The sequence below is a fragment of the Hornefia porci genome (assembly GCF_001940235.1).
Lineage (GTDB): Bacteria > Bacillota > Clostridia > Peptostreptococcales > Anaerovoracaceae > Aminicella > Aminicella porci.
Window position 1 is genome coordinate 436,933 of the sequence record NZ_MJIE01000001.1, and the last position, 21,939, is coordinate 458,871.

Genomic DNA, 21,939 nt, shown 5'->3' on the forward strand with positions numbered 1-21,939 from the left:
ACTTGTTAGGAACCTTTGAACGGATAATCACGCCGCGATTCACAGTGATCTCTATCATCCGTTAATGATCTCCGTAACCGCCTGTTCCGTGATGCGCTTCGACGGTCTGTATCCCGCGATGCCGACAGACAGCATGACCACGAAGAGGATCACCAGGAATGGAAGGATTGGAAAGGTCCATGGATCTCCCCAGTAGGAGGTGATCATCTTCACGAAGATGAGCCAGTGTGCCGGTATGCCGAGAACAACGCCCGCCGCAGAACCAGATATCGCGTAGGCAAAGGATTCCGCCGTGATCATTTTCTTTATCTGACTGCCGCTCATCCCGACAGCCCGCATGATCCCGTACTGCCTTTTTCTTGCCAATACATCCATGGAAACGCTGTTCATGATATGGAACACGGTGATCGCAGCGATCATGACAAGAAAACCGTAGGCTAAGATCCTGAATGCCCAATAGGCCGCGCGATCTTCCCGGTTTACTTCACGTCTGTCCGAAAAGGTAACGCTCCCGTCAATTCCGTCACGGATGGCATTGACCGTGGATTCTGTCGCATGATCCTTAAGCTGGATATCAATGATGGAATATCTGTTTTCCCCTGTCAGTCTCCGGAATACCGTCTCAGAGCACAGGAGGATCGGCGTTGTATTGGAATTGAAAGGACTGTCGGAAAGCACACAGGCAATTTCACATTCGATGCCATTAGCGACGATCTTATCCCCCACGGCAAAAGGATTCTCCGGGTCGTAAACCGTTGCAGCATAACAGGCATCGCTTTGCAGCAGGGACAGATCTCCCCGCAGAACATCCTGCCCGGCCCATTCCAGCTGCTGATCGTCATAGGAGATCAGATCAACACGGTCAACACCCCGGGTATCGGATACTGAGATCCCCTCCCGGTACATTCTTCCATAGACCCGTTTCACGCCGTTGGTATCCGCAATTTTCCCTATGAGGCTCCGGTCTATGGAACAGGTAAAGTCTTCACTGGAAATGGACAGATCGGGAGTATACACCTTCAACGGTTTTGCCGCGTGCTGTGCAAAATCCAGAAACGCGGAAAAGCTCAGAAATAAAATAATGCTGAGAGAAAACGAACCTGCCAGCAGGATCAGTTTTTTTCTGTCTGAGAGTGCATGACGGATCCCTAACAGTATTTCTATCCGGAAAGACCCAGCCGCGCGAATCTCTTGAGGAACATGACCGTCATCCGTATTCCCTGCGGCGGCTGTGACCGGGGAAACAGAGGCAGCGCGCTTTGCAGGCGACCTTGAAGCGAGCAGTACCGAAAGGATCCCCATGGATAAGCCACTAAGGATGCTGATCCCGCTGATTCCGAATAATGGAATCTCTGAAAATTCTCCCCCGACACCATATTTCAGGACCGCGCACAGGATCCATGTGGCCAGGATCCCTGTCAGGATCCCGATCGGGACAGCCACCTTGCACCAATGCAAGGCTTCCAGTCTGACATACCGTCGGATCTGCGTTTTACTTGCACCGATACAGCGCAGCATTCCAAAGAAACGCGTTCGCTGCGAAACGTTGCTGTTGATGGTCCCCATGATCATCAGGGTGCCGGCCATGAGTACAATGACAAATAATCCTCCCGCAATCAGATATATCCAGACCACGAACGAATGACGACTTGCCATGGAGACACCCAGCAGGGGAGTGTTTTCTGCAAGGGTCTCGTCTGACAGAGCATAGCGGGCCTTGATCTCATCGATCGAGTTTCTTATGTTCGTCCCGTTCCGGAACTGTACGTAGTAGGCTGAATTCTGCTCTTCCCCTGTCAGCGTGGAAAATGTGTTCCACGCTTCCTGATCCATGACAACAAAAACGGCATCAGACACATAAACAGCAGGGATATGAGAAAATCCTGAAATGGTGTATTCCAGCTTCCCCGCAGGCGTTTCCAGTGTAACCCTGTCACCAACATGAAGGGAAAGGCTCTTCCTGGTATTGTCGGACAACATGATCTCACCCTTGCCATCAGGAAAAGAGCCCTCGGAGATGTAATCAAAGATCTTTGTCAGAAAAGCCTCGTCCGTCAGGCATACCGCTGCCTTTTTGCCTTCCACTCTGTATTCTTCGTCAAGATGATAGTTGGCTACATCATAAGGGGAAACGACGCTGACATTCTCTTGTCTTTCGAGCTCCTTTGCCACATCTGATGGCACGTTTTTTACCATGACATGCCAGTTTCCATATTCCTGAAGGATATGCGATTTTTCCATTCGTATCGTCATGTCCGCCATCCCGAAAACAGACGTCACCAGAAAAACAGCCACGATAATACAGAGGAGAGTCATGCGCCTCTCCCGCCTGTGTGTTTTTGCAGATATTGTTATCAGGTCAAGATAGCTTTTCATGCATAGCTCCTCCCGAAATCAGTCAGTGCGCCGTCGGATATCTGCAGGACCCGATCCGCGGTCTGGGCGATGCCCCGGTTATGCGTGATCATAATAATGGTCTGCTCGTATTTTCTGGACGCTTCTTTCAGAAGGGCAATGACTTCGCTGCTGTTCTGCGTGTCCAGATTCCCGGTCGGCTCGTCTGCAAGGATCAAGGCCGGGCGGGTGATCAGAGCGCGTCCGATCGCCACGCGTTGCTGCTGTCCTCCGGACAGCTGGCTTGGCAGGTGGCTTCGCCGCTTCGTCAGGTTAAGGACTGTCAGAAGCTCTTCCAGATATTTTTTATTCGGCTCCTGATGATCCAGCAGCACAGGGAAAATGATATTCTGTTCCACCGTCAGCTCCGGGATCAGATTGAACGCCTGAAAGATAAAACCGATATTTCTGCGGCGAAAGATCGTAAGCTCCTCATCCTTCATGGAAAAGATATCTTTTCCGTCAATGAACACTTTCCCTGAGGTGGGTGTATCAAGCGCCCCGATCATGTTCAAAAGCGTACTTTTCCCGGAACCGGATTCCCCCACAACGGCAACAAACTCGCCCTTTGGAACGGAAAAGCTGACATCCTTCAGCGCATGCACAGCGGTTTCTCCGCTGCCATATGTTTTGAAAACTGACTTGAGTTCTAATAATTGCATGGTACGATAACCTCTTCCTGAATCTCTTTATATGGAAAGCATACGACAGAAATCCTACTCTCTCATTACAGTAAGCCTACAATTTTGTAGGAATCAGAAAATTTATCGCAAAGGAAGTTCCCTTCCCCAGCTTGCTTTCCACTTCGATCGTGCCGTCATGCGCTTCAATGATCGCTTTGGAGAGAGGCAGGCCCAGCCCGACACCCTGTCTGTCTTTTGAGTATCGGCTGCGATAGAAGCGTTTGAAAATATGATACAGGTCCTCCGGGTGGATGCCGCTGCCGTTATCCGTCACTTTGATCTGTACAATGGATGCAAACTGCCGCCATTCGATATGAACGGCATCCCCTCTGTCCGTATGGTCAAGCGCATTTTTTACAATATTTCCGATCGCCTCCAGGATCCATTCTCTGTCACAAAAAAGAGAGATGGTTTCATCTCCGGACAGGATCAGAGCTTTCTGTTCCTGTTTTGCCCTGCATGCAAACCGAAGCTCTATATCTCTCATCATATCTCCGATGTTTTCAGGACTCTTCTCGAAGACGATCATTCCGGCATCCAGTTTTGCCATTTTCAACAGATTCTGCACTAATGTTTCGATCCGGTCGAGTTCCCGTTCAGATGATCCACAGAGTTCTTTGATCACCGGAAGCTCTTCCGCTTCATTCTGTATGAGCCCATTGTAGATATTCAGAGCAGACAGCGGTGTTTTCAACTGATGCGAGATGTCGGAGATCGTATTCTTCAAGGCTGCCTTTTCTTTCTGTTCGCTTACCGCGCGGGCATTTAATACCGCTGCCATCGAATTGACCGCCTGAAACAGCCGGAAGATCTGACCTTCCTCATCACAGGCAATACGGGCGTCTGTATTGCCGTCCAAAAAAGAGTTGACCAGGATTTCTGCCTCTTTTTCAATTTCCGCCTGCTTAGATAGATATCGGTACACACAGAGCAAGATGCCGGCGGCGGATAAAAGAGAGACAAGAAATACCGGCAAGGAGGCGGTTCCACGAATGAGTAATTGCAGCAGCAATGTACCGACTGCCAGAATACCGAAAATTATTTCAACCAGTCGTCTGGCGCCCTTTTCAGAAAAAATTTCCATTCTGCATATCTCCTTAAGCAATAACATTCCATTTATAGCCCATACGGCGAACCGTCAGGAGCATCTGTGGTTCACTCGGGTTATCTTCAATTTTGATCCGAAGCCTGCGCATATATACCGTTAATGTACTGTTGTCTATGAAATCTCCCTCGCTGTCCCATAGGGCATTCAGGATCTGTTCTTTGGACAATACCCTGCCTGGATTCTTCATGAACAGGCAGAGCAGCTTATACTCCGCGGCGGTCAGATCCAACCGCTGTCCATTTTTATATGCCTGTCCCTCCGGCAGGAGAACCCTGATACCGTTTGACTGCAATTCTGTTCCGGCGGAACTGAAATCTTGCGCCCTGCGGAGCAGGGCATTGATCCTTGACATCAGTACACTCAATTTGAATGGCTTGGTAATGTAGTCATCACCACCGATATCCAGACCCATGATGATGCTTGTTTCTTCGTCCGATGCGGTCAGAAAAATGATGGGAACTTTAGCTGTCTGACGTACTCGCTTGCAAAACTCAAACCCGGAGCCATCCGGAAGAGATACGTCCAGAATCAGCAGATCATATTTTTCATCCTGCCAGAGGCTGTCGGCTTCTCTGATCGTTCTTGCCACATCTGATTCAAATCCCTGCTTTGTAAAAGCAAAGGATAATCCATGGATTAGACTTAAATCATCTTCCAAAAGGAGTATTCGCTTCATTTTTCATTTCCTTTCCCTGCTTTGTTCTTCCATCAATGGGTTTTTCCGCCACTTTGGGAATCAGCCACATCCGACTGATCCGCTGCACGCCTGGTATCCGGTTTTCTTCACAAAGTTTCTGTACCCGTCTTTCAGAAATGCCCCATTTTTCTGCTGCTTCGGGAGCCGACATATAGTCCATGATCTTTACCCTCTCAAATGTATGCTGGATTTTTGCTGTTTGATAAATTATATACGGCTGACCGAATGATATCAACACCGTGATGATCTATTTTTATCAGCTATATGAAATGAATAATCATATCAAAGAGGAAAGGTGAACAGTAAAATGCAAGCAGGTGATTTATTATGGCAAAAAGACCAGTGGAAAAGTATAATTTTAAGGCGTTCGGCCATGCGATCAAAGAGGCGAGAGTAGCAAAGGGATTATCCAGAAACCAGCTTGCAGATAGGATGCACATCGCCCCTCGCTATATTGCTTCGATCGAGAACAGCGGGCAGCATCCAAGCCTGCAAATTTTCTATGAGCTTGTCACGCTTTTAGACATATCCGTGGATCAATTTTTCTTTCCAAAAAAAGAGGTGGAGAAAAGCTCACAGCGCAGACAGCTTGACAGCCTGCTGGATAGCATAAGCGATAATGGCGTAAGAATCGTGACCGCTACGGCAAAAGAGATCAAGTCCATTGAAGAAACGACGTAAATCAATACAACTGAACAGGAATCTTTTGAGACGATGCATTTTTTGAAAATTGCATCGTCTTTTTTTGGCAAAAATAGATTTCTGTCGTATTAAGGAGTAAGGAATAAGAGAATAAAACTTTCATAGCAAGCATAGGAAGCGGGTACCCACTTCCGTCTTTTGCCCGGCAAAAGAGCTTGTTGGGAAGTGTCCCAAACCCTCGGAAACGAAAGGAGCGGCAGCGCATGAACGGCAGAAAAAGAACAGTGCAGATCAAGTTCCGCGTGACAAAGGAAGAACGCGCCATGATCGAGGAAAAGATGAAGCTGATCCCCACACAAAACATGGCCGCCTACCTTAGGAAAATGGCGATCGACGGCTATGTGATCCAGGTAGATCACAGCGACATCAAGGAAATGACTGCCCAGATACAGAAGATCGGCGTCAATATCAATCAGATCGCCCATCGGGCCAATGCCACGGGCAGCGTGTATCAGGAGGATATAGAGGAGATCAAGGGGGTGCTTGCTGAGATATGGCGGTTACAAAGATCAAACCTGTTAAAAGCACGTTGAGCAAAGCCCTTGCTTATATCCAAAACCCGGACAAGACCGATGACAAGCTGCTGGTGTCCTCTTTCGGGTGCAGCTATGAGACAGCAGATATTGAATTTGCCTTTACGCTCTCACAGGCATTGGATAAGGGCAATAATGTAGCTCATCACCTGATCCAGTCCTTTGCGCCGGGTGAGGTGGATTTTGAGACAGCCCATGAGATCGGACGGCAGCTTGCGGATGCCGTCACAAAGGGACAGCATGAATACGTCCTTACGACGCATATCGACAAAGGCCATGTCCATAATCACATCCTTTTCTGCGCCGTCAATTTCGTGGATCACCATAAATATATTTCCAACCGGCGAAGCTACTACGGCATACGGAACATCAGCGACCGGCTGTGCCGCGAACACGGGCTTTCTGTCGTGGTGCCGGAAAAGGGCCGCAAAGGGAAAAGCTATATCGAATATCAGGCGGAAAAGGCAGGGACAAGCTGGAAAGGCAAGCTGAAACTTGCCGTGGACGCGCTCATTCCGCAGGTATCGGATCTTGAGGAATTGTTAGCCCGGCTGCAAGCGGCAGGCTACGAGATCAAGCGCGGCAAATACATTTCCTGCCGCGCACCGGAGCAGGAACGCTTTACCCGTCTGAAAACACTCGGTCCGGAATACACAGAGGAAGCCATCAAAGAACGGATCGCCGGAACACGGAGCCGCGGTGCAAAAGCTCCAAAGCAGGATCGCGGCGGTGTCTCTCTCCTGATCGACATCGAGAACAGCATCAAGGCGCAGCAATCGGCGGGCTATGAGCATTGGGCGAAGATCCACAACCTGAAACAGGCAGCCAGAACGATGAACTTCCTGACCGAGCATGGGATCGATCAGTACCGGGATCTGTCCGCCCGGATAGAGGAGATCACGACTGCCAGCGAACAGGCAGCAAGCGCCTTGAAGGACGCGGAACGCCGCTTATCCGACATGGCGTTGCTGATAAAGGACCTCACCACCTACCAAAAGACAAGACCGGCTTATGATGCTTTCCGCAAAGCGCGGGATAAAGACGGCTTCCGCGCGGCCCATGAGAGTGTGATCATCCTCCATGAGGCAGCAACGCGGGCACTGCGAAAGGCACAGATCGGCGACAGGCTCCCGGACATCGCCTCCCTGCAGGCAGAGTACGCAAAGCTCAATGAACAGAAAGAAGCGCTTGCCACGGAATACGGAAAGAGGAAAAAGCAGGCAAAGGAATACGGTGTGATCAAAAAGAACGTAGACAGTCTCCTGCGTATGAACAGAGCGCAGGAGAGGGAACGGGAACCCGGGCGCGGTTAGCTCCCGTTATGGAACCCGGGCTGATCATATGGTATGTTATAAAATGAAAGTACAAGCTCCGTTCATATCTACTGCAAACCCTGTCGAAGAAACTATCTTCATTTCGAAAAGGAGGTGATCCCTTGACACGTTCGGAGATCCTGAAAGAGTTTTTTAAGAAAACCGTATTGACCGTCCTTGTTGCCGTGCTCCTGTTCTACTGGGGGACCCTGCTCTTTGTCAAAGACGGGAAGATCGATTATTTTCTTGTAGGTCTTTTCTGCGGGATCCCTTTCGGCATCCGGCGAATGTTTCTCTGGCTTGTTCCCTCCGCACAGAGCAGCCTTACCTTTACTGTCGGCGTTATCGCCTTAAACTTTATCGTCGGCGGCATGATCGGTTTTGTTGTGCTGGCGTGGCGGCTGGTGGTTGCCGCATGGTACATCCCGCTGACTATTTACCGGCTGCTGAACACCGGGAAAGCAGGTGAGTAAAACGGGCACAAAGAATCATAAGAAAATCGGCGGGAAATTTCTTCGCACAGATAAGCCGTTTCATCACCTGAAATAACGACAGAAAGAAAAGATCGACAAAGCGGATATCTGGATTTCGGAGCAGGAAATACGCATCCACTTCTACCGGCGGAAATCGGAATCAGATCCGCAAAGAAATTCAGAAATCGATCAAAGAAAAAGACGAAATAACAGGAGGAGAACCACTTGAACGATTTGACGAAACACACGCCCGTCTTTGAGGAGATCAAGGATCTGCTAATAAAGGCACGCCAGCATGTTGCCACACAGGTCAACACCGAGCTTTTATACACGTATTGGAATGTGGGGCGGATCATTGTCCGCAATGAACAGGAAAATCAGGAACGCGCAGAGTATGGAAAGCAACTCTTAAAGCAGCTTTCCAAAGAGCTGACACAGGAGTTCGGCAAGGGATTTTCACGGGCGAATCTCTACAATATGCGTCTGTTCTATTTATCCTATCCAAAAATCCAGACGGTGTCTGGAAAATTGAGCTGGTCGCACTATTGCGAACTTCTGATCATTTCCGATGAACAGAAACGCAGCTTCTATGAAAAAGAAACGGTCAATTCCGGCTGGTCGGTGCGCGAATTGAAGCGGCAGATCGCGACCTCTCTTTATGAACGGCTTCTTCTCTCGGAGGGCAAAGCAAACAAGGAAACCGTACTTTCACTTGCCCGGAACGGGATCGAGCTGAGTCGCCCTTCGGACATGATCAAGGACCCGTATGTGTTTGAGTTCTTAGGGTTGCCGGAGAATAAGCCGATGCTGGAAAGCGATCTGGAAAAAGCTCTTACGAATCAGATCGAAAAATTTCTTTTGGAGCTTGGCCGTGGATTTATGTTCGTAGGAACACAGCAGCGCATCACCTTGAACAACACACATTATTACGTAGATATGGTTTTCTACAACAAGAATCTGCGCGCCTATGTCCTGATCGAATTAAAAGCGACGAAGCTGATGCCGGAGGCGGTCGGACAGCTCAATATGTATCTGAACTACTATGCCGCAGAGGTCAACGATGAGCACGATAATCCGCCGATTGGGATCATTCTCTGCACAGATAAAGAAAATATGGCAGCAGAATATGCTTTAGGCGGGCTTTCCAATAACATTTTCGCTTCTCGCTATGTATCCTATATTCCCGATAAAGAACAGTTGATCGCACAGGTCGAAGCAGTTTTGAAGGAATGGCACGAAGAAAAAGAAACATGATCACAGCAAAAAAATATTGGGGCGCGGCAGCCATCAAGTGGCCACCGCGCCCTTGTTTTATGGGTATCTATGGACAATTAGAACACCGTTTTGAGGGCAAAAGGTATAAACACCTTGCCCCCTCGGATACTGCGCCCGGAAGGCCTTGCAGGACAAGGCTTTTTCAGTCTCTAAAGCGTAACAGGGGAGCGTCGTTTCCTCATGCGCTCGGCACTTTGTCTGCGTATGATCCGATTCCGGCAATCCGGGCAGTATTTTGCCCGGTTGGAGCCGGGAACGAAGGACGTCCCGCAAGCGGCGCACCGGCGCATATCCTTTCTGTGATGAAGCTCGGCGTATAACACCTGATCCAGCGGCAGGACAGCCGTTCGGAACCACTTGCAGAGAAGCGAATAGGAAATAAGCTGCGGGCATACGCAAGGATCTCTATCGTCCAGCAGTAGGCAGTTTCCGCCCTCGCAGTTGCAGCACTCCCGCTTCACAAGGGCGTTGACGCGGCGGCTCTGCCGGGGCGTCAGCCGTATGATCCCGGTCATACATCCTCCGCCGGTTCCAGACAGAGCGCGGCAAATTCCGCTTCTGTCAGCGCGTCCAGATTTTTCATGGTGCGCTCCGTGAACGCCCGCATCTCCCCGTCCATAAAGGGCAGCGCGGCAGACATATCCGCAAGCATCTCCCACCTGTCGTCTGTCTTGTAGATGCTTAAAAGATTGGTCTCCTCAACGGTAAATGTATTCATGTTCATACCTCCAATTCATGAGATCTGGTTTTCGCCGCCTTTTTCCTATCGGCGGTCTGATCCTTGTACTGTTTGAGCTGTGCCCGGATCGAGGGCTTTTCCTCCTGTCCCCGGCCTTGTCCTTTCTCTGCATGGATCGCCGTGGCAAGCTCGGCCAGGGAAATGACCTCACCGGCCTTTGCCTTTGCTTCCAGCTCGCTTACTGTGGGCGTATTGTTCATCCTGCCGTCGATCATGTTGTAATTCTGCTCCGTGGACATCTCCGCATTTTTGAGATAGTTTTCCGGCTGCAAGAACTCCGGCACCTGCCTGTACCCGAAGCTGTCCACGTAATGAGCGGTGCTTTGGCCTCCCTGCTGCATGACGACCACATCCGAAACGGAAAGGCTGTGTCCTTTGAAGTCCTTAGGATGGTCGATGTTGAAACGGGTGTAGATGGCGTCCAGCGTCATCCCCGGCGTCATGGGACCGGAATAGACCGGCTCATAGTGTGCCGGATCGACGGCAAGCCCCGCCGCGTGGAGGCGGTCATACGGCTCAAAGCGGTACTCCCTTGTGGCGTCCTCACGCTTTAGCTGATAGATGGTAAAGGCGCCGTCCTCCGCAGCTTCTTTTGCTTCTTCAAAGTCGGACAGGTCCGCGACCTGCGTTTTTGCCGATCCGCGGTCCAGTAGGGTAAGGATCTCATCACGGGCCTCTGTCAGCGACAGAGAGGGCGCATCAAGCTGTCCGCCGTCCAGTGATCGATAATCCTTGTCATACAGCGTATAGTCGTAGCCTTCCTCACTGGTCTGTACATGAAGGTATTCTCCGCTGTCCAAAAGGTAGACTGCTTCCTGATCCTGTTCCTGCTCCTTTTGCAGCCCTGCGATCCGGGCGTCAATGCCGTTGATGATCTCGGCGGCGGTAGAGCGGATCGTTTCAAGGGAGCTTTTGAGTTCTTCCATTTCCCGCCCGCTGCTCCAACCGGCCACATAACCGAAAGAGTAATCCGACGTGTCCAGCCCGTAGTGCTGGCAGACGGTATAGGCAACGCTTTCGGCCTGCACCTCACGGGTGCGCTGATCGGGCAGATCCTCCCGTTCCTCCTTTGGGGCATTTAAGTCAATGTCGTGGAGCTTGGCATGGGCGATCTCATGGATCGCGGTTTTCAGGGTCTGGATCTGGCTCATGCCCTCCTGAATGGCGATCCGCTTGCCTTGCAGGCTGTAAAAGCCGTGGGCATCTCCCTTGATGTCCTCAAAGGCGATGGGGACGGGTGAAACTTTTTCCAGTGCGGCAAGCACATCCTTGAAATGCTCCACGTCGCCGGTCAGGGTATCTGCCCCGATGGTCGGCAGTTCCTTCCCCTCGGTCTGGGAAACATCGAACACCGTCACCACCTTGTAAGCGGGGATCGTGACCTCCTTTTCCTCCATGACGGGCTTTCCGTCCGCGCCGATCACCGGCTGCCTTGTCTTGGGATCGAGCTTCTTTACTTCCTGCTTTACCTTGAACGGGGCAGGGGCAATGATCTTGATGCCTTTCTCGCCGGGCTTTACATGGCGCTCAAACTCCTTTTCCCATTGGGAATAGCCTTTTACCAGCGTCCCGCCCTGCATGGCGATCAGGATCGTATTGTTGAAGCTGTAATTGTGGAACCTGGACATAGCCCTGAGATATTCCGCGTACTTCTCGCTGTCGAAGATCTCCCGGATGCCATCTTCCAGCCTGTCCGTGATCTCCTTCATACGGCCTGCGGGGTCTTTCGCGGAAATGACAAGCGAAACAACGGGCTTGGTTGCGGGCGGCTCTGCCACCGTTTCAGTCTGCACCGGGGCGGCAGCTTCCGGCTCCGGCTGTTTCTCCGCTTCCGGCGCTTTTTCTGCTTCCTCGCCCTCCACGGTATAGCCCGGTAGGAGCAGGCCGTTTACCTTGAATGGCTGCACGTATCCTTTGGGAATGACCGGGGAAAGTTCCGTAAACAGGTGGTCATAGGCCTTGATCCGTCCGGCCAGGTATTTCTCCATAGCGGCCTTGTCCGCAAAGGTCTTTCTGTCCTGCCCGGCGATCCTCACGTTTTGCCCCTTGTCCGGTCCGTTGGTGCGGACGCCCCACGTCAGGCTCCATGAATACGGGACGGACTTTTGCTGCTCCCGGTCATAGCGGGTGTTCTCATAGATGTGGTAGTTCATCTGATAGACCATGTTGCTGCGGGTGTGCCAGTCGTAGTCTGTCTGTTTCCATTCGTTGGAAGTGTGTTCTGCGGCGGGCGTCCTTACATAGGTGAGGGCCCGGTCAAGAAGAGCGGTATTTCCTGCCTGCTGTTCCCATCGGGCGGCCTGTTTTCTGAGTTCTTCATAGATGGTCTGCTCCGCCGCCGCGCTTTCCTCGCGCCGCTGTTGAAGCTGTTCAGGCGGCAAAGCGGCAAGCGGGGCAATGTCCCCGGCATCCGTTTCAAAATATACGGTGCGGTCGATCTTCATGGTATGAGCGGCATCCAGCCGGTCATTATCGTATGCACTGTACGGCATCGTGTTTTCTCCTTTCTCTGTGATCAGGTGTTTTTAGCCAAGGGTCTGGGACTATCCCAGAAAGGAAAATCCCCGCTGTTGTCAGTCAGACAAAAGCAGGGATCTTCGGACAGGGGCACCCTGCAAGATCGCAGGATCTTGTGGGGAAAGGAGGCGCAGCGGAATGAATGAGTTTTCGGCTTTAGCCGGAAACGAACGATATGCAGCTTGCGCCGACGTGGGTACCCCTTTCCTATGCTTGCTACGAAAGTTCTCTGTCCCTTTCAATGGCTACTTTGTAATTCACGTACTTGCCGCCGATATCGGCCAGCAGCACCGTCCCGTCGTAGGTTTTCCCGGTTTTCGGAGAATAGAGCTTTTTCACCTTTGCCCTGCCGCTTTTCAGAAGATCGGCGGCTATCTTCTCGGAAAAAATGACCTTGCGATCCGAAAAGAAGCGGTCATCCTTCCACATGACAAAGGCACAGCCCTTATCGGCGCAATAGTAGTTTTTCCTGCCCTCAAAGACATCCGCGCCGCAGCGCGGGCATTTGCCGACCACCTTTCGTTCCCCCTGAAAGCGTTTCGCCTCATCACCTGTAAGGAAAGGATGGGCTTTTATCAGCTCCCGCGTCATCGTCTCAATGCCGGAAAGAAAAGCATCCGGATCGGCCTTGCCCCTTGCGATCAGGAGCAGGGCGTTTTCCCATTCCGCGGTGAGATGGGCGCTTGTCAGGGTGTCCGGGAGAACAGCGATCAGGTTATAGCCGTTTTTAGTGGGAATAAGCTGCCTGCCTTTTCTCTGGACAAAGCCGGAGGCGACCAGCTTTTCAATGATGGCGGCGCGGGTGGCGGGTGTGCCCAGACCCCGACGCTCCGCGTCCTCGTCGGTCTCCTCGTTTCCGGCTCGCTCCATAGCGGAAAGCAGGGTGTCCTCCGTATGAGGTTTGGGCGGCTTCGTCTCATGCTCCGTGATCCTGACAGGCGGGGCGTCAAAGCTCTGCCCCTCAGTAAAGGATGGCAGCTCCAAAACTGCCTCGTCGTCCTCGGCGTCCGGCACCTTTTTAAGGGAAGTCCGGAAGCGCTTCTCAATGCCTTTCCATCCCTCGGAAAGCACTACCCGTCCCTTTGCCGTAAACTCGGCTCCGGCACAGGAGAATACCGCTGTGACAGCCTCGTAAACGTGAGGCTCGGCGGCAGCCATCAAAAGCCTTGCGCCGACAAGGAACAGGATGTTCCGTTCGCTCTCCGAAAGCGCACCGGGATCAGCCTTTGCAAGCGCCATGGTGGGGATGATGGCGTGGTGGTCGGACACTCTTTTGCTGTCAAGTAGCCGGGAGATCTCCGGGGTAAATACTGCGCCGCTCATAAAGGGCAGCTTCACGCCGACAAGCTCTATGATGTCCGCCGCGGTGCCTTCCATGTCGTCCGTCAGGTAATTGCTGTCCGTCCGGGGATAGGTCAGGAGGCGCTTTTCATAGAGTGCCTGCGCAAGATCAAGGGTCTGCTTTGCGGTGTAGCCGTAGATTTTGTTCGCTTCCCGCTGCAGGAGCGTCAGGTCAAAGAGCTTTGGCGGGGCAAGGGTCTTTTTCTCGCGGGTGAGCGTTGTGCAGACGGCCTGCGATCTCTCACAGGCCGTTTTCAGTCCTTCCGCTTTTTCCTTTTCCCGGATCCTTTCGCTGACGGCTTCCGCGCCGTCCAGGGCAAGGCACACATGGTAGTAGGGTTCTTTCTGAAAGCCCGTGATCGCGGCGTCCCGGTCCACCAGCATCTTTAAGGTCGGGGTCTGCACCCGTCCCACGTTCAAAGTGTGGTGATAGAGGCAGGAGAACAGGCGCGTGGCGTTGATCCCGATGATCCAGTCCGCTTTTGCCCGGCAGAGGGCGGAGGCGTAGAGGGCTTCATAGTCCGCGCCGTCTTTCAAGTTGGAAAAACCCTCACGGATCGCGTCCTCCTCCATGGAGGAGAGCCAGAGGCGCTTCATGGGTCTTGTGCAGCCTGCCATCTCATAGACAAAGCGGAAGATCAGCTCGCCCTCGCGCCCGGCGTCGCAGGCGTTTACTACCTCGGAAACATCTGTGCGGTGCATCAGCTCCTTCAGGATGTTGAATCGCTTATCCTTATCCTTTGCTACGGTGTACTGCCATTCCTTTGGCAGGATGGGAAGCGTGTCATAGCTCCACTTGCGGTACTGCTCGCCGTAGGCCGCCGCCTCGGAAAGTCCCACCAGATGGCCGATGCACCATGAGATAAGATACCCGCCGCCTTCGATATATCCGTCTTTTCGCTCCCTAACATCCAGCGCGGCGGCATAGGCCGCCGCTACACTGGGTTTTTCTGCAATGATCAGCTTCATCTTTCGTCCTCCTGTTCACTCCCGGAAGGCTCCGGCAGGTCCGTATCTTCCTCTGCCTCGTCCTCCTCCCATTCGTCAAGGTCAAAGTCGTCCAGATCGGTGCTCCCTTTGACGTTCTGCTTTGGCTTCATCACCTTGAGATAGAAGATGGCACCGCCGCCTCCTATTACGACAACGATCAGAAAGAGAAGCAGCCCGTACAGAGGGTCTGCATCACCCTTTTTCTGTTCCGGCTCCGGTCCTTTCTTGGTCTCTGGCTCCGTTACCTGCGGGGCAGGCGTCACTTCCGGGGCCTGCTTTTGGATGCTCTGCAAGTCCTCGTCGATAATGGAAAGCAGATCCGCCTCGTCCACCTGGTTCAGGAAGTGGACCTTGTTCTCTCCCTCGGCGGCGTTGTCGATGATGATGTAGAAATACGCACCGCTCCGGCTCTGCACCACGATAAACTGCTTATCCTTTGCCGCATCCCCCTCGATGTCGTCCACAAGGGTCATGTTGCCCTCCGGGGTAAGGGGCTGCGGCGGAGCCTTGATGCCGCTGTCGTCGGTAGGTGTCTCCGTCGCAGGCTGGGTCTGGGGCGTCTGCGCATGTGCGGGAACGGAAAGGCCGCCCACAAGAAACAGGGCGGCCAACAATACGGAAACGATACGGGTCAGATATTTACGCTTCATCATCGGGATCCTCCTTTTCTTCCTCGTCCGGGGTGACCGTGGCAATGCCGGGGATCGGATCACTTTTCAGCAGGTCAGAAAGCTCCTGCGGGGTCAGACGCATGGAGCGCACCATCTGGACGATCTCAAGGTTTTCCGCCTCGGTCTTCTGCATTTGCAGCTCTTTTAATCGGTTCTGGTACTCCGTGATCTTCTCACGGGTCTTTTGGATGTCTTTGTCAATGCGGTTTATTTTGTTGTTCGTCATAGATCGTTCTCCTTTCTGTTTCAGTCCCAGTTCATCAGGCCGTAGCCCTTGATACACTTATAATCCAGGTCATAGCTCTTGATCTTACAGGCGTTGCCGGAATTGCCCTCAGCGGTATAGACGCGCTCATCGTCCCTTCCGATCACGATCCCCACATGGTCGGCGCCGCCGTCCCCGTCCCAATCAAAAAAGATGGAATCGCCCGGCGCGATATCCTTGTAGCCTCTGGCTCCCCACTGCCCGCGGGAGGTAAACCATGGGACGCCCTGTGACTGGCAGGCGGCGAAGCGCGGTTCGGACAGTCCTGCCTCGTGATAGCACCAGGACACAAAGCACGCGCACCACGCGACGCGCCCATCAAAGCCGTACCAGCTCCAATAGGGATAGCCGCCGGTGTTCCCCTCCTGACGTTTTGCGATATTTACCACATCCGGATTGCCGGGGCGTCTGCCGTCCACAAAGTGAACACCGCCAAGATCCGTGGACGGGCCGGTGTCGGGGCTTCCGCCGCCAAATACAAGCGGCTTGTTCCCGCTGGTTTCCAGATATACCGCGTACATCTTTTGCTGTTCCTCATCCAGTCTGTCCGGCAGAAATGAGGAGAACGGTGTGTTCGTCAGCTTCACGTTCAGGATGTGATAGTCATACGGCACCTGCTCGGTCACGGTCTCCTCATGGGTATTGCCGTCCTCATCCGTGGAGGTCTCGGTATGCGTTTCCTCCCGGTAGCGCACCTCGATCTCTTCTGTCAAGGTCAGCGTGTACTGCTGTTCAAAGATCTGCGGCAGCTCGCCCTGCACATCGGAGAGGGTGTAGCTCTGGTATCTCGCCGTCAGGTAGGACTCCAGCTCATGAGGGTTGTGAAAGATCTCCGCAAGGTCATAGCGGTATTCGTCATAGCCGGGATGGTCCTGCTCGATCCGATCAAGCCTTGCCTGCAGGTCGGCTTCAAGCCCCTCGTAATGCCGCTCCACGGCAACAAGATCCGCATCCTCGGACGTGTAGGACGTTCCCAGGATGCTGTTAATGCCGCCGGTCAGCATGGAGGAACAGGAGGACAGGCCGGAGAGCATGACGATGGAAAAGATAAGGATGCAGACGGCGATCGTCACGCCTGCGGGATGGCGGGCGATGAATCCTACGGCCTTTCTCGTTTCCTTTTCCGCTTTTCTTGCCGCCCTGCGGCTGTTCTTCGCGGCTCCGGCTGCCGTTTTCGCGCCGCCCATGGCTCCCGTCCTGAGCGCCTTTGCGTACTGCCGTTTGATCCGCTGTTTCTGCCAGAAGCGGGAAAGTGGGTTTGAAAAATACTGCGGATCTTCCAGGGCGGCTTTCTGATACAGATAGGCCGTATTCGCCTTTAGCGCCGCTTTCTCCGCCTTTGCCGCCGCCCGGTAGGGCCTCAGTCTGTGCCTGCGGTAGCCCTGCCGGATGGCGCGGCTGCCGTGACGGGCAAGGCGCTCTGTCACCTTTTCGCTCTTGTGCGCCCCCTCCACGCCCACATTTTCTTTCTCAACGGCATGGATCTCGTTGTGGACCGCCGCGCCCACCTCCCGCAAAGGACGGGAAACCACGGCGGAAGGCGGCCCCTTGCCGATGGGCTTTTCCGTTTCCGCAAAGTGAAGCCGTGTCCTTGCTTTGCCGCTCACCTCGTCAAAGGTGCGCTGCCGCACGAGCTTTTTCTTCTTCGGAACGGCGGCCTGCGCTTTTTCCAGCCTGTCGGCGGCTTTTTCGGCTTTCCTTACATACGGTGCAAGTTCCGGGGAAGCGCGTTCTTCCCCGGTAAACTGCAAACGGGAGACCTTGGATCTTCCCGTGGCCTCCCGTTTCAGTATCCTTTCATCCCGCTTTGCGGTCTGTACATCATGCTGCGCCTCCAGATGTTCCAGCACGCGCGCAGCGGTGCCCGTGTCCTTTTCAGGGACCGGCGCCGGGCGGATAAATTCCTCCGTTTCCCGTCCGCTGATGCGCCGGGTGGTCTGCTGCGTCTCGTTGGTCTCCACCAGCCCGTCCCGGCTCATCTTCTGCGTGAGCTTGTCTTTTGGTCTCAGCTTTTCACTCAATGGGATCACCTGCCTTTCTTAAAAACATACAATGGTCTTCACACCTCCCAAGTTCAATGTCCGCGATATACCGCAGGATCGGGTAGACCTGTGCGGGCACAACAGCGTTTCCGAGTGCTTTCATTCGTTTTGCCCGGTCTTTTCGATCTTCCGTAAGACGCGGGATGTCTACCGGCTCTGTGATCCAGAGGGTGCTTCCGTCCACCCCGGCGGGAATCCCATCAGCCATTCCACCCACTCCGGGTTGATCCGTAGGCTCTCGTCCGCGTCCTTTTCCAGGTGATAGACCACCTCGGAAAGGCACGGCGTCCAGTGCCCGCTCCTTTTTGCTTTCCGGTAAGTTCCTGTCGGAGAAACAACGATCCGGGGATGCTGCGGACGTGTCCCGGTGTCGGCCGCAAGGGGCGTGGGAAACATCAGCCCCCACGATAAAAGTTCGCTTCCGTTCATGCCACGCGCCGACGGCACAAGCAGGAACAACGAATGTCCAAGCAGCGTATCCCGCCTTTCCCAGGTCAGCGAGCGTTTTGTCGAGTCCCATATGGACGAAGTGAGCAACATTTTCGCCAAGCACCCAATGGGGACGCAGTTCCCGGATAACTCTGCACATTTCCGGCCAGAGATAGCGGGGGTCCGCAAAGCCCCGTTTCGGGCCGATGGCGGAAAAGGGCTGACAGGGAAAGCCCCCGGAAAGGAGCGTAACACTCTCTCGTCCTGTCTTTTCAATAAAAGCCTCCTTTGTTACTGTGGAAATGTCCTGAAACCGGGGCGTCATCGGCCAATGCTTTTTCAGGACCGTATTCGGATAAGCGGCCCATTCGCATTGACACACGGTCGTAAAGCCCGCGGCTTCCGCCGCAAGGTCGATCCCGCCGATCCCGGTAAACAGGCTGAAATGGGTCAATCGGTTCACGCGCCGCCTACCTCCTCCGGCTTCGTCGTCATCACCCTGTATAGCTCGGTATCGGTCGGGAAACGGTCGATGAAAGGCAGGATCACGTTGCCGTAGAACAGCAGCCCTTCGCCCGCCTCCGTGTGTGTGACGAACTTCATCTGCTGGGGCGAGATGGAAAGCTGTTTTGCAAGGATCGCCTGATCCCCGCCCGCCTGATTGAGCATCAGGATAAAGTCGGAGTTCTCAAAGATGTTCTCGACCTCCCGGCTGGAAAGCAGGTCCTTGACGTTCTGCGTGATCCCTGTCGGGATCCCCGACCATTTCCGGAACCGCTTCCAGATCTCCACGGAATAGGCGGCGGTCTGTTCCTCCCGCAGCAGTAAGTGAAACTCGTCCATGTAGTAGCGGGTGGCCCTTTTCTCCGCCCGGTTTACGGTGACGCGGTTCCACACCTGATCCTGAATGACGAGCATCCCCAGCTTTTTTAATTGCTTTCCGAGGCTCTTGATGTCAAAGCAGACAAGACGGTTAGAAAGCTCCACGTTGGTGCGGTGGTTAAAGACGTTGAGGCTCCCGGAAACATACAGTTCCAGGGCTGCCGCCACTCTTGCCGCTTCCGGCTCCGGCTGCTTCAAAAGCTCGTCGTAGAGGTCGCCCAGGATCGGCATTTTTGCCGGATCGGGGTCTGCAAGATAGTGGCGGTATACACTCTGTACGGCTCGGTCGATGACCGTCTTTTCGATGGGCGCAAGTCCCTCCCTGCCGCCGATCACCAGCTCGCACAGGGAGAGGATAAAATCGGATTTCAGCGCCAGTGGGTTATCGTCTTCGCTGTAATTAAGGTTTATATCCATAGGATTGACATACTCTTTGCTCGTCGGGGAGATATGGATCACCTGCCCCTTTAACCTTTGCACCAGCGGGGCGTATTCGGCCTCCGGGTCGCAGATGATGATGTCGTCGTCGGTGATGAGAAAGGCGTTCGTGATCTCGCGCTTTGCGGCAAAGGATTTGCCGCTGCCCGGCGTGCCAAGGATCAGGCCGTTCGGGTTCTTGAGTTTCTTCCGGTCGCACAGGATCATGTTGCTGGAAAGAGCGTTCAGCCCGTAATAGAGGGCTTCGCCGCGCTGAAATAGCTCCTGCGTGATAAAGGGGACAAAGATCGCCGTGCTGCTCGTGGTCAGTCCCCGCTGGATGGGGATCTCGTTGATCCCGATGGGGACGCAGGACATTAGCCCCTGCTCCTGCATGTAGTCCAGGCGGGTCAGGGCGCAGTTATATTTCTGCGCCAGCCCCGCCACGGCAAAGATGGCATTGTCCAGCTTCCGCTTCGTATCCGCCATGTTCACAACAAGGAACGTCACAAGGAACAGCCTTTCGTTCCGGCTCTGTAAGTCCTGCAGGAGGTTTTTCGCTTCGCCCCCGTAGGTGGCAAGATCCGAGGGGAGGATGTCCATGTCGTAGCCGCTGCGGACGGCTTTTTTCTGCTCGTCGATCTTCATCTTGTCGAGGTCGGTGATCTTGCGCTTGATGGTCCTGATGGCCTCGCTCTGGTCGATGCTGCGGATATGGATGCTCACGATCACGCCGTTTTCCAGGTCAAGAATGTCCGACAGCACCCGGTCGTTCAGCTCCGGGGCAAGGATCTCAAGGAACGATACCGCCCCCAGCTTGCCGCCCATGCGGAAGCTGCGTCCCTCTCCGAAGCGGAAGGAGGACGGCGCGATAAAGTCCTTGGTGGACAGCCCCGACGGGGCCAGCCAGTCCCACGAAAAGGCGAACGGCTCCCCGTCCGGATGGAACACGCCGTGCAGCGTTTTCAGCCGGTCATAGCCGCTCATGGGACGGGCGGCCACGCCCAGCACCTTGAAATTGTTCAAGATGTCCGTTTCGATCCGGGCAAGGCGGGCTTTCGCTGCGCTGAGGTTGTCGGCCTCTATGGAAAAGGTGATGTACTTAGCTTTCACAAGGCCGTTGTTGCCTTTGGCAAGCTGATCTTTGAGCATGGCCGCATACTCGCTGCGGATCGACTGGAAAGCGTCGTCCTTTGCCGGAATGTCGATGCTCTGCTCTGCGTCCTCCCTGCGTATCCCCTGATTGACAAAGGAAAGCTGCACCGACACAGAGGAATCAAAGTAATTGAGAAAATCGCACCAGTTTTCAAAGATGGCGGTCTTTTCGTCGGCCTGTGCAAGCTGATAGTTGATGTCCTCAAAGGCGATGCTCTTGCTGTATCGCTTCTCCGTGATACGGCAGATGCCGTCCGGGAACATCTGCAAGTAGGGGATCGTCTCTTGGGCGGTGTGGGGCTTCCCGTCGCCCTTTGCCTGCCGGATCACGGCGGCGATCTGCTTTTTTTCCGCGCGGGTCAGCTTATGCTTTCCCCTTGCGCTTTTTGTTTTTTCCTCTGACAATGGCGGCTACCTCCTTTTCAAGATCTCTCTGCCGTTCCAGGGCAGCGTAAAAGTTGTTGGTCTGATACGGGCGTTCCTTTGGCCGGATGAATCTTGTCCGAATGATGTTTTTCAGCACCGTTTCAAGGGGCTGCCCGTGTCTCTCGTACATGGCAAACAGGAAGCAGGGGAGCATGACCAGGATCATGGCAAATGCCGCAAGGCTCGTCCCGGCGCCTCCTTTGAGCAAAAAGAAAAGCGGTAGTCCTACGGTAAGGGCTGCCGCAAAGCAAAGGAGCTGCCGCCGGGTCAGGTTGAACACGACCTTTGTCTTGACCTTCGACAGGTCCTTTGGTACTGGTACATAGGCCATCTGTGGCCTCCTTTCTAAAGTCTGATGTCGCTGTTTACTTCATTTCCCCACACATCCCAGCCCGGCGGTTTTTGCCTTGCGAAAAGCTCGATACGGGGGAGATCGCCCATCAGGGCCACGATCCGATCCCGCGCCTCGTCCGGCTTCCTGCTGTGCCGCTCCACCGGGCTTACGATGAGCTGGTGGATATTTGCCGCCTGCCGTTTCGGATGCCCTTTCGTGGCAAGCAGGCAGATCTCCGCGTTGCTCCTTGTCCAGAAGCCCAGCCCATAAAACCATGTGCGGGCTTTCCGGTTTGTTTTCAGCCAGACAAAGGCAACGGTCTTATATGAAAAGCCCCATGCCCTGATCAGGCGCAGGGCTTCGGGAAGCTGCGGAAAGGTTGCCCAGAGAAACAAAGCGCAGTCTGTATCGGCAAGATCCGATACAGGCAGCGCCGCCAGTTCTTCAAGGCGCATGGTGGGGTAATGGTGTTCCGCCGCGCCGGACAGTCTCTTTTGTTCGTACTGCCACGGCGGATCGGCGTAGATGATGTTGTATCTCTTTGTGATCGGTT

General features: G+C 53.8%; 21 protein-coding genes. 5 read left to right on the forward strand and 16 right to left on the reverse strand.

The window, feature by feature from the left end; genetic code table 11:
* Positions 1–54: 54 nt before the first annotated feature.
* From BHK98_RS01940 to BHK98_RS01960, 5 genes are all read right to left on the reverse strand, one after another.
* Complete coding sequence (locus BHK98_RS01940) at positions 55–2,376, reverse strand: ABC transporter permease (RefSeq protein ID WP_075711972.1); 2,322 nt, start codon at positions 2,374–2,376, stop codon at positions 55–57.
* Positions 2,373–3,056 carry an ABC transporter ATP-binding protein gene (locus tag BHK98_RS01945; protein WP_075711973.1) on the reverse strand — a complete coding sequence of 228 codons (684 nt, stop codon included), beginning with the start codon at positions 3,054–3,056 and terminating at the stop codon, positions 2,373–2,375. The genes BHK98_RS01940 and BHK98_RS01945 overlap by 4 nt, the downstream gene beginning before the upstream one ends.
* Positions 3,057–3,132: 76 nt before the next feature.
* Positions 3,133–4,161 (reverse strand): sensor histidine kinase, encoded by a 1,029-nt coding sequence (locus tag BHK98_RS01950; RefSeq protein WP_075711974.1) that lies wholly within the window; start codon positions 4,159–4,161, stop codon positions 3,133–3,135.
* 13 nt (positions 4,162–4,174) lie between these two features.
* A complete protein-coding gene (locus BHK98_RS01955; protein WP_075711975.1) occupies positions 4,175–4,861 on the reverse strand; it encodes a response regulator transcription factor in 687 nt (228 codons plus the stop codon).
* Positions 4,833–5,042, reverse strand: coding sequence for a helix-turn-helix domain-containing protein (locus BHK98_RS01960; protein ID WP_075711976.1), 210 nt, complete (start codon positions 5,040–5,042; stop codon positions 4,833–4,835). Before BHK98_RS01960 ends, BHK98_RS01955 begins: the two co-directional genes overlap by 29 nt.
* A gap of 167 nt (positions 5,043–5,209) precedes the next feature.
* On the opposite strand from BHK98_RS01960, the gene BHK98_RS01965 reads away from it, so the two are divergent.
* The 5 genes from BHK98_RS01965 to BHK98_RS01985 all read left to right on the forward strand — a co-directional run bounded on the left by BHK98_RS01965 (position 5,210) and on the right by BHK98_RS01985 (position 9,157).
* Positions 5,210–5,563: a helix-turn-helix transcriptional regulator gene (locus BHK98_RS01965; protein WP_075711977.1), complete on the forward strand. Its 354-nt coding sequence runs from the start codon at positions 5,210–5,212 to the stop codon at positions 5,561–5,563.
* Between the two features lie 224 nt (positions 5,564–5,787).
* A complete protein-coding gene (locus tag BHK98_RS01970; RefSeq protein WP_075711978.1) occupies positions 5,788–6,117 on the forward strand; it encodes a plasmid mobilization protein in 330 nt (109 codons plus the stop codon).
* The gene (locus BHK98_RS01975) at positions 6,078–7,430 is read left to right on the forward strand and encodes a relaxase/mobilization nuclease domain-containing protein (RefSeq protein WP_075711979.1); all 1,353 of its coding nucleotides are present in this window, start codon (positions 6,078–6,080) and stop codon (positions 7,428–7,430) included. Before BHK98_RS01970 ends, BHK98_RS01975 begins: the two co-directional genes overlap by 40 nt.
* A gap of 122 nt (positions 7,431–7,552) precedes the next feature.
* On the forward strand, positions 7,553–7,903 hold the full coding sequence (locus BHK98_RS01980) for a DUF6050 family protein (protein WP_075711980.1): 351 nt from the start codon (positions 7,553–7,555) through the stop codon (positions 7,901–7,903).
* A 234-nt stretch (positions 7,904–8,137) separates the two neighbouring features.
* A complete protein-coding gene (locus BHK98_RS01985) occupies positions 8,138–9,157 on the forward strand; it encodes a PDDEXK nuclease domain-containing protein (protein ID WP_342718680.1) in 1,020 nt (339 codons plus the stop codon).
* Between the two features lie 170 nt (positions 9,158–9,327).
* Here the strand turns inward: BHK98_RS01985 and BHK98_RS01990 are convergent, their stop codons facing one another.
* The 11 genes from BHK98_RS01990 to BHK98_RS02040 form a co-directional block, all read right to left on the reverse strand.
* Positions 9,328–9,693 (reverse strand): cysteine-rich VLP domain-containing protein, encoded by a 366-nt coding sequence (locus BHK98_RS01990; protein ID WP_075711982.1) that lies wholly within the window; start codon positions 9,691–9,693, stop codon positions 9,328–9,330.
* The gene (locus BHK98_RS01995; protein ID WP_342718681.1) at positions 9,690–9,896 is read right to left on the reverse strand and encodes a transposon-transfer assisting family protein; all 207 of its coding nucleotides are present in this window, start codon (positions 9,894–9,896) and stop codon (positions 9,690–9,692) included. Before BHK98_RS01995 ends, BHK98_RS01990 begins: the two co-directional genes overlap by 4 nt.
* A 2-nt stretch (positions 9,897–9,898) precedes the next feature.
* Entirely contained in the window at positions 9,899–12,409 is a 2,511-nt protein-coding gene (locus BHK98_RS02000; protein WP_075711984.1) for a YodL domain-containing protein, read from the reverse strand.
* A gap of 241 nt (positions 12,410–12,650) precedes the next feature.
* Positions 12,651–14,744, reverse strand: a complete 2,094-nt coding sequence (locus tag BHK98_RS02005) for a DNA topoisomerase 3 (RefSeq protein WP_075711985.1) — start codon at positions 14,742–14,744, stop codon at positions 12,651–12,653.
* The gene (locus BHK98_RS02010) at positions 14,741–15,418 is read right to left on the reverse strand and encodes a DUF4366 domain-containing protein (protein ID WP_465250930.1); all 678 of its coding nucleotides are present in this window, start codon (positions 15,416–15,418) and stop codon (positions 14,741–14,743) included. Before BHK98_RS02010 ends, BHK98_RS02005 begins: the two co-directional genes overlap by 4 nt.
* Positions 15,405–15,662 (reverse strand): DUF4315 family protein, encoded by a 258-nt coding sequence (locus BHK98_RS02015; RefSeq protein ID WP_075711986.1) that lies wholly within the window; start codon positions 15,660–15,662, stop codon positions 15,405–15,407. Before BHK98_RS02015 ends, BHK98_RS02010 begins: the two co-directional genes overlap by 14 nt.
* A 20-nt stretch (positions 15,663–15,682) precedes the next feature.
* Complete coding sequence (locus BHK98_RS02020) at positions 15,683–17,722, reverse strand: CHAP domain-containing protein (RefSeq protein ID WP_342718682.1); 2,040 nt, start codon at positions 17,720–17,722, stop codon at positions 15,683–15,685.
* Positions 17,715–18,635, reverse strand: coding sequence for a DNA cytosine methyltransferase (locus BHK98_RS02025; protein ID WP_075711987.1), 921 nt, complete (start codon positions 18,633–18,635; stop codon positions 17,715–17,717). Before BHK98_RS02025 ends, BHK98_RS02020 begins: the two co-directional genes overlap by 8 nt.
* Positions 18,632–21,031 carry a VirB4-like conjugal transfer ATPase, CD1110 family gene (locus BHK98_RS02030; protein ID WP_075711988.1) on the reverse strand — a complete coding sequence of 800 codons (2,400 nt, stop codon included), beginning with the start codon at positions 21,029–21,031 and terminating at the stop codon, positions 18,632–18,634. The genes BHK98_RS02025 and BHK98_RS02030 overlap by 4 nt, the downstream gene beginning before the upstream one ends.
* Positions 20,991–21,383 (reverse strand): PrgI family protein, encoded by a 393-nt coding sequence (locus BHK98_RS02035; RefSeq protein WP_075711989.1) that lies wholly within the window; start codon positions 21,381–21,383, stop codon positions 20,991–20,993. Before BHK98_RS02035 ends, BHK98_RS02030 begins: the two co-directional genes overlap by 41 nt.
* 14 nt (positions 21,384–21,397) lie before the next feature.
* Complete coding sequence (locus tag BHK98_RS02040; protein ID WP_075711990.1) at positions 21,398–21,934, reverse strand: MT-A70 family methyltransferase; 537 nt, start codon at positions 21,932–21,934, stop codon at positions 21,398–21,400.
* Positions 21,935–21,939 lie beyond the last annotated feature (5 nt).

Coding starts and splice junctions, on each gene's coding strand:
- BHK98_RS01940 (WP_075711972.1), bottom strand. CDS start 2,376: ATGAAAAGCTATCTTGACCTGATAACAATATCTGCAAAAACACACAGG.
- BHK98_RS01945 (WP_075711973.1), bottom strand. CDS start 3,056: ATGCAATTATTAGAACTCAAGTCAGTTTTCAAAACATATGGCAGCGGA.
- BHK98_RS01950 (WP_075711974.1), bottom strand. CDS start 4,161: ATGGAAATTTTTTCTGAAAAGGGCGCCAGACGACTGGTTGAAATAATT.
- BHK98_RS01955 (WP_075711975.1), bottom strand. CDS start 4,861: ATGAAGCGAATACTCCTTTTGGAAGATGATTTAAGTCTAATCCATGGA.
- BHK98_RS01960 (WP_075711976.1), bottom strand. CDS start 5,042: ATGGACTATATGTCGGCTCCCGAAGCAGCAGAAAAATGGGGCATTTCT.
- BHK98_RS01965 (WP_075711977.1), top strand. CDS start 5,210: ATGGCAAAAAGACCAGTGGAAAAGTATAATTTTAAGGCGTTCGGCCAT.
- BHK98_RS01970 (WP_075711978.1), top strand. CDS start 5,788: ATGAACGGCAGAAAAAGAACAGTGCAGATCAAGTTCCGCGTGACAAAG.
- BHK98_RS01975 (WP_075711979.1), top strand. CDS start 6,078: ATGGCGGTTACAAAGATCAAACCTGTTAAAAGCACGTTGAGCAAAGCC.
- BHK98_RS01990 (WP_075711982.1), bottom strand. CDS start 9,693: ATGACCGGGATCATACGGCTGACGCCCCGGCAGAGCCGCCGCGTCAAC.
- BHK98_RS01995 (WP_342718681.1), bottom strand. CDS start 9,896: ATGAATACATTTACCGTTGAGGAGACCAATCTTTTAAGCATCTACAAG.
- BHK98_RS02000 (WP_075711984.1), bottom strand. CDS start 12,409: ATGCCGTACAGTGCATACGATAATGACCGGCTGGATGCCGCTCATACC.
- BHK98_RS02005 (WP_075711985.1), bottom strand. CDS start 14,744: ATGAAGCTGATCATTGCAGAAAAACCCAGTGTAGCGGCGGCCTATGCC.
- BHK98_RS02010 (WP_465250930.1), bottom strand. CDS start 15,418: ATGATGAAGCGTAAATATCTGACCCGTATCGTTTCCGTATTGTTGGCC.
- BHK98_RS02015 (WP_075711986.1), bottom strand. CDS start 15,662: ATGACGAACAACAAAATAAACCGCATTGACAAAGACATCCAAAAGACC.
- BHK98_RS02035 (WP_075711989.1), bottom strand. CDS start 21,383: ATGGCCTATGTACCAGTACCAAAGGACCTGTCGAAGGTCAAGACAAAG.